The sequence below is a fragment of the Paenibacillus sp. FSL H8-0259 genome (assembly GCF_037963255.1).
GTDB classification, from domain to species: domain Bacteria; phylum Bacillota; class Bacilli; order Paenibacillales; family Paenibacillaceae; genus Paenibacillus_AQ; species Paenibacillus_AQ phytohabitans.
Map to the genome: position 1 here is coordinate 1,748,245 of NZ_CP150147.1, position 11,602 is coordinate 1,759,846.

Annotated in this window: 12 protein-coding genes and 1 tRNA gene; 7 read left to right on the forward strand and 6 right to left on the reverse strand. The window is 54.1% G+C overall.

Features of this window, described 5'->3' with window-relative positions; all coding sequences use genetic code 11:
- The first annotated feature begins 74 nt into the window (after positions 1 to 74).
- Positions 75 to 148, forward strand: a tRNA-Gly gene (locus tag NSU01_RS07565).
- 196 nt (positions 149 to 344) lie between these two features.
- Here the strand turns inward: NSU01_RS07565 and NSU01_RS07570 are convergent.
- Both NSU01_RS07570 and NSU01_RS07575 read right to left on the reverse strand, forming a co-directional pair.
- Entirely contained in the window at positions 345 to 1,700 is a 1,356-nt protein-coding gene (locus tag NSU01_RS07570; RefSeq protein WP_042134502.1) for a dipeptidase, read from the reverse strand.
- Positions 1,701 to 1,857: 157 nt separating this feature from the next.
- Positions 1,858 to 2,538 (reverse strand): SDR family NAD(P)-dependent oxidoreductase, encoded by a 681-nt coding sequence (locus NSU01_RS07575; protein WP_076248683.1) that lies wholly within the window; start codon positions 2,536 to 2,538, stop codon positions 1,858 to 1,860.
- A gap of 114 nt (positions 2,539 to 2,652) precedes the next feature.
- On the opposite strand from NSU01_RS07575, the gene NSU01_RS07580 reads away from it, so the two are divergent.
- From NSU01_RS07580 to NSU01_RS07595, 4 genes are all read left to right on the forward strand, one after another.
- Positions 2,653 to 3,135 carry a helix-turn-helix domain-containing protein gene (locus tag NSU01_RS07580; protein ID WP_076248681.1) on the forward strand — a complete coding sequence of 161 codons (483 nt, stop codon included), beginning with the start codon at positions 2,653 to 2,655 and terminating at the stop codon, positions 3,133 to 3,135.
- Between the two features lie 44 nt (positions 3,136 to 3,179).
- Positions 3,180 to 4,130, forward strand: a complete 951-nt coding sequence (locus NSU01_RS07585; RefSeq protein ID WP_076248698.1) for an RsmD family RNA methyltransferase — start codon at positions 3,180 to 3,182, stop codon at positions 4,128 to 4,130.
- A 78-nt stretch (positions 4,131 to 4,208) separates the two neighbouring features.
- Complete coding sequence (locus tag NSU01_RS07590; protein WP_076248679.1) at positions 4,209 to 4,826, forward strand: NUDIX hydrolase; 618 nt, start codon at positions 4,209 to 4,211, stop codon at positions 4,824 to 4,826.
- Between the two features lie 200 nt (positions 4,827 to 5,026).
- Positions 5,027 to 5,182 (forward strand): hypothetical protein, encoded by a 156-nt coding sequence (locus NSU01_RS07595; protein WP_179093652.1) that lies wholly within the window; start codon positions 5,027 to 5,029, stop codon positions 5,180 to 5,182.
- Between the two features lie 98 nt (positions 5,183 to 5,280).
- On the opposite strand, the gene NSU01_RS07600 is transcribed toward NSU01_RS07595, so the two are convergent.
- Both NSU01_RS07600 and abc-f read right to left on the reverse strand, forming a co-directional pair.
- Entirely contained in the window at positions 5,281 to 5,754 is a 474-nt protein-coding gene (locus NSU01_RS07600) for an ASCH domain-containing protein (RefSeq protein ID WP_339302859.1), read from the reverse strand.
- A 70-nt stretch (positions 5,755 to 5,824) separates the two neighbouring features.
- Complete coding sequence (gene abc-f, locus NSU01_RS07605; RefSeq protein ID WP_076248677.1) at positions 5,825 to 7,762, reverse strand: ABC-F type ribosomal protection protein; 1,938 nt, start codon at positions 7,760 to 7,762, stop codon at positions 5,825 to 5,827.
- Positions 7,763 to 8,189: 427 nt separating this feature from the next.
- Here abc-f and NSU01_RS07610 point away from each other — a divergent pair, with 427 nt between their 5' ends.
- A complete protein-coding gene (locus tag NSU01_RS07610) occupies positions 8,190 to 8,567 on the forward strand; it encodes a PH domain-containing protein (RefSeq protein ID WP_039301572.1) in 378 nt (125 codons plus the stop codon).
- Positions 8,568 to 8,613: 46 nt separating this feature from the next.
- Here NSU01_RS07610 and NSU01_RS07615 read toward each other — a convergent pair whose 3' ends face one another.
- Entirely contained in the window at positions 8,614 to 9,153 is a 540-nt protein-coding gene (locus NSU01_RS07615) for a chromate transporter (protein WP_076248675.1), read from the reverse strand.
- Positions 9,153 to 9,731 carry a chromate transporter gene (locus NSU01_RS07620; RefSeq protein ID WP_076248673.1) on the reverse strand — a complete coding sequence of 193 codons (579 nt, stop codon included), beginning with the start codon at positions 9,729 to 9,731 and terminating at the stop codon, positions 9,153 to 9,155. Before NSU01_RS07620 ends, NSU01_RS07615 begins: the two co-directional genes overlap by 1 nt.
- Before the next feature lie 239 nt (positions 9,732 to 9,970).
- Here NSU01_RS07620 and ggt point away from each other — a divergent pair, with 239 nt between their 5' ends.
- Positions 9,971 to 11,557: a gamma-glutamyltransferase gene (gene ggt / locus NSU01_RS07625; protein WP_076248671.1), complete on the forward strand. Its 1,587-nt coding sequence runs from the start codon at positions 9,971 to 9,973 to the stop codon at positions 11,555 to 11,557.
- Positions 11,558 to 11,602 lie beyond the last annotated feature (45 nt).

An 11,602-nucleotide genomic window follows, 5' to 3' on the forward strand; every position in this document is an offset into this window, starting at 1 on the left:
GATCTTGGAGATCCTGCTAGGGTTGCAATTTATTCGTAGTAATGCTACAATGTTTCTTGTACTCAATTTGAGTTGCGGGTGTAGTTCAATGGTAGAACTTCAGCCTTCCAAGCTGATAGCGTGGGTTCGATTCCCATCACCCGCTCCATATTTATATTTCAAATCCTTGTCCGCAAGGGTTTTTTTGTTGTTTGTTTTCGTTATACAACAGGCGAGAATAGGATTATAGGGCAGTCATACGTATCACGTATTATGATCCTCAAAAAGCCAGGGTCCCGATTCTCCGGGAGCCTGGCTTTGCTGTTGCAGCTATTGTGGATCAGCTTGGAAATTGCTGTGCCGGATTATACGGTCTTCAGGAACTCCACAATCGTCAGCAGGCCTTTATCGAAATTCTCCAGATTGAAATGCTCATCCGGAGCATGCAGGTTCTCGTCGTCGAGGCCAAAGCCCATCAGAACCACTGGAGCCTTAAGGATGCGGGAGAAGCTCTCCATGATCGGGATCGAGCCGCCGTCTTTGGTGAAGAGGGCGCGGGTGCCGTACACTTTGCCGTAAGCATCTGCAGCAGTCTGCAGAATTGGATGAGAAGGATCGATGTTGAAGGCGCGGGCTTTCTCCATCTGCTTCACATGCACTTTCGCGCCGCTCTGGATATTAGCCTGCAGATGCGCTTCTACAGCATCCAGGATATGCTGCGGATCCTGGTCGCCGACAAGACGGCAGGTAATTTTGGCATGGGCTTCCTTCGGAATAACGGTCTTGCTGCCTTCGCCCTGGAAGCCGCCGTACACGCCGTTCAATTCAAGCGTCGGACGTGCGCCAACCCGTTCTACGAAGCTGTAGCCTTCCTCGCCGTATAATTGCTCCAGGCCAAGGCCTGCTCTGATTTTGTCTTCATCTACGCCCTGCTTGGCGAATTCCTCACGCAGCAGCGGGGAGAGCGTAGGCACGCCTTCATAGAAGCCTTCAACGGACACACGGCCCTTGTCATCATGAAGCGAGCTGAGCAGCGACACCAGGGCATGCAGCGCATTGGGAACGCCGCCGCCGTAAGAGCCGGAGTGAAGATCTGTCAGTGCGGTATTCACAGTGACTTCAAGTGAGCACAGTCCGCGCAGTCCGGTGCAGATTGCAGGGCGTCCGCGTTCCAGCAGGGAGGTATCCGAGACAAGTACGGCATCTGCCGCAAGTTTGTCCTGGTTGGCTTCCAGGAATGGAGGCAGGTTCACGCTGCCTATCTCTTCCTCGCCTTCGATGCACAGCTTGATGTTGACCGGAAGTGTGCCTTCCTGCTTGAGAATGGCTTCGATGGCTTTGATGTGCATAAACACCTGGCCTTTGTCATCAGTGGCTCCGCGCGCGTACAGCTTGCCGTCACGGATCTCCGGTTCAAACGGAGGGGTAGTCCACAGATTCAGCGGATCAACCGGCTGTACATCGTAATGTCCGTACACCAGAATCGTCGGCTTGCCCGGGGCATGAAGATAGTCTGCATATATAACAGGATGGCCTGCAGTGGGATGCAGCTCAATATTGTCCAGTCCGGCACGCTTCAGGGTCTCTACCAGCCAGCCTGCGGCGGCGTTCACATCTTCCTTGTGGGTAGAGATAGCCGAGATGCTGGGAATTGCCAGCCATTGCTTGAGTTCGGTTAGCTGAGCCTCGCGCTCAGTCTGAAAATAAGTTTCGTAAGACATAGTAATTATGTACCTCCTTGGAATCGCTGCATAATGCCGCCAAGACCCGTATCATGCCAGGGCAAGATAACAGGTCCGGACGGCTTAGGTTCGGCAGTGTAATGCATCCATTATACTGGAGATATCAAATGGGATCAAAAAGGATTGTTCAAGCCCCTTACCAGAGGATGGTGGCCGGTGTAACACCTTGGGGGAATGTACCTTCGGCCTCGGTTCCGGCAGCGTACAGATTGTACCATGCATCGGCAATCAGATCCGGATCGGCCGCAGTTCCCGGCCTGATAAATGCGCCGATAGCCAGATGGGCTACATAAATGCCCTGCGGGGCCAGATCCGAGTGCAAATTCATCGCGTAGTTGCGCAGCCCGCTGAGTGCGATTCCCATATTGCCCATCATAGGGATCGGGTACAGGGAAGACAGGCCGGTTGTGAATAAAAGAGCGCCGGTTTTCTTCTCCAGCATCTCCGGCAGTACCTGCTCCACACTGCGGATCGCGCCGATGACTTGTGACTGGAACGCGTCAAGGGCAATTTGTTCCGTAACCTGCGTTGCCGGAGTCGGCGGATAGCTGCCGCTGGTTGGACTGAACTCCAGGACATCAATGAAGCCGTAGTTGTCTTTGATGTCCTGGAAGGCAGCGGTCAGCTGCTCTTTATTGTAGATGTCCGCCGGAAAGGCAGCAGCTTCAATGCCCAGTGCTGCGAGTTTCTCTACTAAATTATTTAATTTGTCCGCGTTGCGGGCGATCAAAGTGGCACGGAAGCCGTGTGCGCCAAACTTCTTGGCAATGGATAACCCCAGACCCGGTCCTGCGCCTACGATAGCGATTGTTTTCATGGTTCACCAGTTCCTTTCAGGTTGTTGATTACTAACAGTAACCATGATAGACTTAGTTAGCTTAAGCGGCAAGAAGGCACTATTAGCTGCTTAGGTTACATGGAGGTAACTACCTTGAACAATCAATCGAATGATGGATTACAAGCAGTCTCTCAACTGACTATGCTGGAGGATTGCACGGTTACCCGGCAGATCCTAGACCGTGTTGGCGATAAATGGAGTATGCTGATTATTGTGAACCTTGGTGTGCAGTCTTTGCGTTTCAAGGAACTGCAGCGCCGTTCGAGCGGTATCTCTCAGCGTATGCTGACCCAGACGCTCCGCCATCTGGAACGTGATGGGCTGGTCTGGCGCAAGGCCACCCCCACAGTCCCTTTAACTGTAGAGTACGGTCTTACAGCGCTAGGTGAATCTCTTCTTGGCCCGCTGACTTTACTGGTAGAATGGGTGAATGGAAACCGTGGCGAAATCGCCAAGGCAAGGATCAACTATGATAGCGGGCATGAGGATGTTGAACCGGCCGATAGCCCGGAAAAGTTGAGTATAGAATCAGAAACAGAAGCGCCGCCAGCGGCGGAAGCGATAGGAGCGGAATAACAGTGTCAGCGAATGTACCAGCAAGTCTTGAATATGAAGCACAAATGCCCCAGTCCGGAAACAGGTCTTATATCTATACGTACGCCCATTCTGAGGATGAGACATCCCTATGCGGTATGGAGCTGCGCTGCCTGTTTGGACGGGAGATCCCGCCGGCTATATTCTCAAGCGGGACCCGGGTGGACGTCAGCCGCAGCCCTTTTATCAAAGAGCGGATTGATGTGATGTATGAAGGGGACACGCTCCCGGAAATCTACCGGCAGACGGAGCAGGTGGAGCTGGAGGGGAAGACCTTTAAGGTTATTTTTGTGAAGACGAATGATCTGGCACCTGAGCATAAAATTGAATACGATGAGCGCAGAGTGATTGAACGGGAAATCGGCCTGCGGATTGAAGGCGAGGCGGATGTGAATCATCCGGAGCTGGTGTATGGAATTGTTACGGTGGGCGGACGCTGGTACTTCGGCGCTTATCATAAGAATAAGGCAACCTGGTTCCGGCAGATGAAAAAGCCGCGCAGCTACTCCATAGCACTCAGCACACGGGTGGCCCGGGCGGCGGTCAATATGGCGGTTCCCCGCATAGCCGGAGTGAAGATGATAGATCCCTGCTGCGGGATTGGTACAGTAATGGTTGAGGCACTGTCTATGGGGATTGATATTGTAGGACGTGATATTAACCCGCTTATTGCTGCCGGAGCGCGGACGAATATCGCCCATTTCGGCTTTGAAAGTGAAGTCACGCTCGGGGATATCGCCGACATTACAGAGCATTACGACGTTGCTATTGTGGATATGCCTTATAATTTGTATTCGCGGATTACCCCTGAGGAGCAGTTTGCCATTCTCGCCAATACCCGCCGGATTGCTGACCGGGTTGTGATTGTGGCGATTGAAGCGATGGATGAGATGATTCATTCCGCCGGCTTTACGATCATTGACCGCTGTATTGCGAAGAAAGGTGCGTTCTCCCGTCATCTGATGCTCTGTGAGTAGTGCTTATAGGATGAATGGAGCTGCTGGAGTTCAGTAAAAGTATGTTCTATCCCATATCTGATTAGAGGCGGTGTACTTATGGAACAGAAATGGTTAACCTGGGCCAAAGAAATACAGGGGATTGCCCAGACCGGTCTGACCTATGCCAAGGATGTATATGATATCGAACGTTATCAGGCGCTGCGGGAGCTGAGTGTAGATATTCTGGCTAACTATACGTATGAGAGCAAGGAACGCATCCGGCTCTCCTTCGCGGGAGAGGGCGGATACAGCACACCGAAAGTGGATATCCGCGGAGTCATTTTTCAGGATAACAAAATTCTGCTGGTACACGAGAAGCTGGACGGGAAATGGGCATTGCCCGGAGGCTGGGCGGACATCGGCTTGTCTCCGAGCGAGGTGGTTGTGAAAGAGATTGCCGAGGAATCCGGCTATCAGGCGGAAGCCGTACGTCTGCTCGCTGTGCTGGACAAGAAGTTTCACCAGCATCCCCCGGAGCCTTATCATGTCTACAAAATGTTCATCCTGTGCCGGATTACCGGCGGGGAAGCGGAAGCGGGTGTGGAGACAAGCGGGGTAGGCTTTTTTGCCGAGGATGCCTTGCCTGAACTGTCTGAGGAGCGCAATACGGCGGAGCAGCTGCACACACTGTTCCAATATCTACATAATCCTGAAAAGGCAGTACTATTGGACTAAAGTACTGCATATAATAGATGACCAGGAATTTATAAGTTTTAAAGTAGACAAAAATTGGTTAATATTATTTATGTAAGCCTTTGCATTAACAATCCGCTGAGCCTTTATATCTAAAAATTTTTCAGAAACACAACTTTTTGGGCCAGGCGGTCTACATTTTTTCCTCTGCTGTGTCGATAACAATTTTAGGAGGGGATCGCATGGAACAAGAAGAGTTAAGACTTCCGCTGACGCAGGAAGGTGTAACACGTCCTGCAGAAGGTAATATTGCCACAGGCCTGGTATGGGGCATCCTAATCAGTATTCCATTATGGATCTCGGTTATCGGCTGGATTACGGGCATCTGGAAATTTTAAGATTCAACGCTAAAGCTCTAACCTTATACTAACGTGCAACTATACAATGAAGGCTGCCTCTTCGGTTATGAAGAAGCAGCCTTTTTAAGTGCTGAGATTTATTGCTCTTGGTTAATGTGCACCAGCTTAAAGGTCTCGCAGATGACCCGCATACCCGGGTCGAATGGCTTACCTTCACCCTCAAGCTCTCTGGTGAAGAATACTTCATGGTTATAGCGCCACGATTCGAGGCTGCGGTCATCTTCCCCTTCTGAATACGCGAACTCAGCCGTTACATCCGCAAACGGAACAATCTCAACCTTCGTAGTCTCGATGATTCCGCGCGGCTGCCCCGTACTGTCCAGCAGCACGGATAGCCCGCCCGCAAAGGGCAGAGGCGTACCGCGTGCTTCATTTAACTCATAATTTTGTGCCGTTCCGGTCTTGATTCCAGCCAGGACCAGCTCAAGCAGTTCATCGGCCAGCCGGGGGTTGTCGCCAAAAGCCCAGGCGCTGTCGAAATTCTCCGCTGCCTCAGGATGGTCTTGCAGATAAGACTCCCAGTACTTTGCTATCGCCGGGGTTAATGTCACCTTGCTCACCTCTGTTATGGGATTAGAAATCAGTCTAAAGAATAAATGCAAAAGAATTAACATAAACGAATTAAGAGTTATCCGCTTCGCTTAACCAGCTGCTGTACAAGTCATCCAGCTTCTGCTGCGCGGCATCCCGTGCCGTCATAAGCTCAGCCAGCTTCCCGGAATCGCTGGCAAACTGCGGGTTCAGCATCTCGCCGTCGATAACACTGAGCTGAGCCTCTGCAGCAGCAATGTCCTGTTCCCAGGAGATGGCTGGACGGGGCTTGCGGGAAGGAGCGGCGGATGCGGCACCACCGGATGGGCGGGGCTTAATGACGGCAGCAGCCATACTACCTGCTGCAGCTGCAGCCTGCCGTTCGGCAGCCGCGACTTTCTCAGCCTGCTTCTCCTTGTAATATTCATAATTCCCTGAGAAGGATGAGAATTGTCCGCCATCAATATTCCATAGCTTTCCGAAGCAGCGGTTAATGAAATAACGGTCATGCGATACAGCCAGCACGGTCCCGGGGAACTCCTCCAGCGCCTCTTCCAGCGCTTCGCGGGAATCGATATCGAGATGGTTGGTCGGCTCATCCAGAATGAGCAGATTCGGACGGCGGTGCATCAGCACCGCGAAGCGCAGCCGTGTCCATTCTCCGCCGGAGAGATTGGTGATGTTCTTGAATACATCACTGCCGTAGAAGAGAAACCGGGCCAGCTGCCCGCGGGCCTCGCCTTCTTCAAGTCCTGCTTCCTCGCGGAAATAACGGAGCACGGATTGGCCGTTCTCCTCCGGTACAGCTTCCTGGGCCAGGTAGCCGACAACGGCTCTGGAAGCCAGCGTACAGCTGCCGCTGTCCGGGGCTTCCTGCCCGAGAATAATCCGCAGCAGCGTGCTTTTGCCTGCGCCGTTGCCGCCGATCAGTGCCGTAGTCTCTCCATATCTGAGAATGTCACTGGCTGCCGAGAAGAGCTTGCGCTCTCCGAAGGCTTTGCTAATCTGGTCAAGGATTACGACCTGATTGCCGGTCCGGTCATCCTGCTCCAGCTGCAGATCCATGGACTTGCGCTCCAGAACCGGACGTTTGACTCTGACCATCCGGTCCAGCGCCTTCTGCATGGAGGCTGCGCGGCGGGGGAACGAAACGTTCTGCGGATTCAGCTTTCCCCATTCAATCAGCCGCTTGATGCTCTCCTGCATCTGCTTAATCTTCTTCTGCTGCTCCTGATAGTCAGCGAACTGCTGCAGGAGTCTGGCCTCCTTCTCGACCTGATAGCCGCTGTAATTCGTATGGAAGGTGAAAGCTTCCCCGTCTTCGATCTCAATGACCTTTTTAACGACGGCATCGAGGAAATAGCGGTCATGGGAAATGGCCAGCACAGTGCCGTCATAGCTCTGCAGGAACTGCTCCAGCCATTCGATAGCATCCATATCGAGGTGGTTGGTCGGCTCATCGAGCAGCAGAATATCTGGACGGCGCAGCAGCAGCTCGGCGAGGCCAACCTTGGTTTTCTCCCCGCCGGAGAGGGAAGAGAACCGGCGGTCATACTGGCCGCTTCCAATGCCAAGGCCGGTGGCAATACGGCTGATGGAGGATTCAATTTCATATCCGCCAGCGGCTTCGAATTTCTCCTGCAGGTTGCCGTATTCCTTAAGCAGCCGGTTCCAGGCCTGTTCATCTTCACTTGCACCGGAAGCGGACATTGTCTGCTCCAGCTCCCGCAGGCGGCGCTGCCACTGCAAGGGCTCCGCGAAGCTGCGCTGCAGAACCGCATATACGGTTTCATCGTCACTCGCCTCCTGGATCTGCGCGAGCAGTCCGATGACGCTGTTCCGGCGGATGGAGATCTGTCCCTGATCGGGACGTTCTTCCCCGCTCAGCAGATGGAAAAGGGTGGTCTTACCGCAGCCGTTGCGGCCGATCAGGCCGATTTTTTCGCCTTGGCGGATATCGAAGGTGATGTTCTCCAGAACAAGCTGGGCACCGTGGTATTTTTGGACATTTTGGCATGAGATGATCATAGATATTCTCCTTTTATAGGAACGCCCTGACTACTACAAAACAACATAAAAAGGCCGCAGGGAAATTTCCCCGCGGCCTGAGTATTCTCCGGTTTATGAGATCCGTTGAAGTGTAGGCGAGAAAGGCATTTCACAATGTTGTAGTGTTATTAAGTTCGTGTAAATGGACAGAGTTCTCCCGTTGTGGGCATTTACATGAACGATGCCAGCCATAATATTAATCAGCCGGCTGCTAACACTATTGGTCCGATTGTGATCCATTCTCCTACACCTCCTTTTCTAAATTTAAAGTCATTTTAACCAATAAGCCGGGAATAAGCAAGGGGGAAATCCCCTTACTTTGGTATAAATCCATAAATCCGCAAGTAGTATGGACTATGGCGGAGGAGGAATTGCTGCCAATCTATTATAGGAAAAGGGGATTATGATGGCGATTTTTAACGGATTGCTGGGCAATGCTTCCCAGGTCCCGCTGGAAGATGTGAAGCGGGAATATGCGCAGATTCTGGCCCCGCAGGAAACGATCGAACGCGCCTACAAGCTGATCCGGGATATGTTTATTTTTACGGACAAACGCCTGATCCTCGTAGATAAGCAGGGGGTGACCGGCAAGAAAACGGAATATCATTCGATTCCCTACAAGAGCATCACCCATTACTCGGTGGAAACGGCCGGGCATTTCGATCTCGATGCGGAGCTGTGCCTCTATGTGTCCGGTGCGGCGGTGCCGCTGAAGAAAACCTTCAACAAGTCCGTCAATATCTATGAGGTGCAGGCGGTGCTGTCGCAATATATTCTGAAGTGAGCGTGGTCCCGGAGAAGGTTATCAGCTAAGGGAACGTGAGGGCCGGCTAGACCGTGTACTGAAGAACCAGCCCTCCATAGGCAAAAGCAGCGAGAATAACCAGCGCGGGGTGGAGCTTTAAGTGCTTCAGTGCCCAGAAGGCTATTGCGGCAATGATCAGGGTCTGCCAGATGCCGATGGAGTCTGCCGGGCCTTTGGCCATTTTGAAGGTAAGCACAACCATCATAATGGCGATAACCGGCTGGACAAGCAGCGTCATGCCTTTGACGACAGGCGACTGCTTGTATTTCTGCATCACGTTCAGCAGGATGATCAGCGCAGCAGCGGAGGGGACAATCGTCGCCAGCAGTGCAGCGGCCAGTCCGGGCCAGCCGTAGACATCGTAGCCTACATAAGCAGCGATTTTGGTGGCAATCGGTCCGGGCAGCGCATTGCCGAGCGCCAGCATATTGGAGAATTCTACATCAGTCAGCCAGCCGTAATGCGGCACGATCTCTTCGTACATTAGCGGAATGGAGGAGGGGCCGCCGCCATAGCCGAGCAGATTAGCCATGAAAAAGCCGTAGATCAGCTTGAGCCATTCCATTAGGCGGTTCCCCCTTTGTTCTGTTTCGCGAGTATCCGGTAATGGACCGTTCCATAGCCGAGGTATAGCACGATGACTATGGCCGGATGCAGATGCAGCACTTCAAGCAGCCCCAGGGCAAGCAGCAGGAAGCCAGCCCCGATCATTACACCAAGGCCCTTAAAAGCCTTCCGGGCAAACTCATAAGCCATCATTCCCAGCATAACCGCAATCACAGGGGAAACCGCAGCGATCATTCCGGCTACAACCTTGGAACCGCTTAAGTAATTTACGGCGGATAACAACGCGATCATCGCAATTCCGCTGGGGAAAATATGTGCCAGCACGGAGAGGATGGCTCCCCGGACGCCTTTTAGCTTATAGCCAAGGTAAGCGGCCATTTTGGTAGCGATCGGACCCGGCAGCGCATTGGCAATGGCAAGCGTCTCGCCGAACTCTTCATCGCTCAGCCAGCCATAGCGGGTTACGGCATCATGCCGGATCAGCGGGATGACGGACGGTCCGCCGCCATAGCCGAGGATGCCTGTTCTGGACATAGCCATAGCAATCTGGATGTATTCGTTACCGGTGGTTTTCATTAGAGGATAGGCCCCATTTCGTAAGTGGATTCCGCAGCGCGGAATGGTGCTTGGCCGCTTGATCAGCTTATTCTATACAATTCATATGCACGGTTCTATATTACAGGCTCTTATGGACGTAAAGTTTGTGCATGGCTCACAAAAATAACAGCGTGAATTTACGGTTTCCCGGAACCGATTGACAAAGGTTTCGGGCGTACTGTTAAATGACACTAACTTGAACGACACCGGAATGGGAGATGGTCAGCTTGACGACAGGACCTGTAATCGGCACGAAAACGATGGTGGTCAGTCCCCATTATCTGGCATCCGCCGCCGGAGCGCGCATGCTGGTCAAAGGCGGCAACGCCTATGATGCGGCGGTTGCAGTCAGCGCTGCGCTGGCTGTAGTCTATCCGCATATGACCGGGCTCGGCGGCGACGCCTTCTGGCTGGGCTACAGCGCCGGTGAAGGGCGCGTCCGGGCCTACAACGGCAGCGGACGATCCGGCTACGCCGTCCGCAGGGACTGTTACGCGGGGGAGATGGCCATCCCGCGGCGGGGTGTACGCAGCGCCATTACGGTACCCGGAATGGCGGACAGCTGGGAGGCCGTCCAGCGTGAGTATGGACGGCTGACCCTGGCTGAGGTGCTGGAGCCGGCAATCGGCTACTGCACCGATGGATTTCCGCTGTCACCGGATCAGCACGGTGGCAGCGTTCTGGCCGGAGCCGCGCTGTCTCCTGAGGCAGCGGCGATCTATCTTCCCGGCGGCCGGATTCCGGCGGCGGGCGGGAGGTTTGTGCAGCGGCAGCTGGCCGGGACGCTGCGGGCCTTGGCCGCCGGAGGCCGGGATGCTTTTTATAAGGGAAAGATCGCGGAAGAGATAAGTGAGTATATGCAGGCGTCGGGCGGATATCTCACCCGGGATGATTTCGCCGATCACCGGGGGAACTGGGAAGAGCCGCTGTCTACGGACTACCACGGGCACAAGGTCTATCAGGTTCCGCCCAACTCGCAGGGCTTCACAGCACTTATGGCACTCAATATACTGGAGCGTTATAACTTTGCCGACATCGGGCACGGCTCGTATGAGTATTATCATCTGCTGGCGGAGGCGCTGAAGCTGAGCTTCCGTGACCGGGACCGGGTGCTGACCGATCCGGCCTTCAGCAGGATTCCGCTGGATCAGCTGCTGGATAAGGGGTATGCAGCACAGCTGGCGGCATCCATCTCCCCGCAGCAGGCGCTGGCTATCGGCAGTGAGCCGGTCGGCCGGGATACGGCCTACGCAGCAGTCGTGGACGGGGAAGGCAACGCGGTTTCGTTCATCCAGAGCCTGTACTTCGAATTCGGCTCCGGGGTTGTGGCCGGAGATACGGGGATTCTGCTGCAGAACAGAGGCTCTTTCTTCTCGCTTGATCCCGGTCATATTAATACGCTGGAGCCGCATAAGCGCACGTTCCATACACTGATGCCGGCGATGGCCTGCCGGGACGGCAAGCCTGCCTATCTCTATGGCACGCAGGGCGGCGAGGGTCAGCCACAGACCCAGACGCTGCTGCTGACCCGGATGCTTCATTACGGTATGGACCCGCAGACGGCAGTGAATGAACCCCGCTTCGTCTGGGGCAGAACCTGGGGAGAGCCCACCCAGGAGCTGAAGATAGAGAGCCGGGTGGCAGCAGGCGTGCAGGCCGAATTGGCAGAAGCGGGGCATCTGGTCCGTGCGGTCGGAAGCTATGATGGTGTTATGGGCCATGCCCACGCCATCTCGATTGACGGCAACGGCTACCGCAGCGGCGGTACGGACCCGCGTTGTGACGGTTCAGCCATCGGCTGGTAGCGGATTAACGGTAGCTGTAAGGAAACAGAGGCACCCGGTCCGTCC

Excerpts from the sequence above, each read along its gene's own strand:
- ggt (WP_076248671.1), top strand. The coding sequence starts at position 9,971 with ATGGTCAGCTTGACGACAGGACCTGTAATCGGCACGAAAACGATGGTG.
- NSU01_RS07595 (WP_179093652.1), top strand. The coding sequence starts at position 5,027 with ATGGAACAAGAAGAGTTAAGACTTCCGCTGACGCAGGAAGGTGTAACA.
- NSU01_RS07570 (WP_042134502.1), bottom strand. The coding sequence starts at position 1,700 with ATGTCTTACGAAACTTATTTTCAGACTGAGCGCGAGGCTCAGCTAACC.
- NSU01_RS07610 (WP_039301572.1), top strand. The coding sequence starts at position 8,190 with ATGGCGATTTTTAACGGATTGCTGGGCAATGCTTCCCAGGTCCCGCTG.
- abc-f (WP_076248677.1), bottom strand. The coding sequence starts at position 7,762 with ATGATCATCTCATGCCAAAATGTCCAAAAATACCACGGTGCCCAGCTT.
- NSU01_RS07585 (WP_076248698.1), top strand. The coding sequence starts at position 3,180 with ATGCCCCAGTCCGGAAACAGGTCTTATATCTATACGTACGCCCATTCT.
- NSU01_RS07620 (WP_076248673.1), bottom strand. The coding sequence starts at position 9,731 with ATGAAAACCACCGGTAACGAATACATCCAGATTGCTATGGCTATGTCC.
- NSU01_RS07590 (WP_076248679.1), top strand. The coding sequence starts at position 4,209 with ATGGAACAGAAATGGTTAACCTGGGCCAAAGAAATACAGGGGATTGCC.
- NSU01_RS07575 (WP_076248683.1), bottom strand. The coding sequence starts at position 2,538 with ATGAAAACAATCGCTATCGTAGGCGCAGGACCGGGTCTGGGGTTATCC.
- NSU01_RS07615 (WP_076248675.1), bottom strand. The coding sequence starts at position 9,153 with ATGGAATGGCTCAAGCTGATCTACGGCTTTTTCATGGCTAATCTGCTC.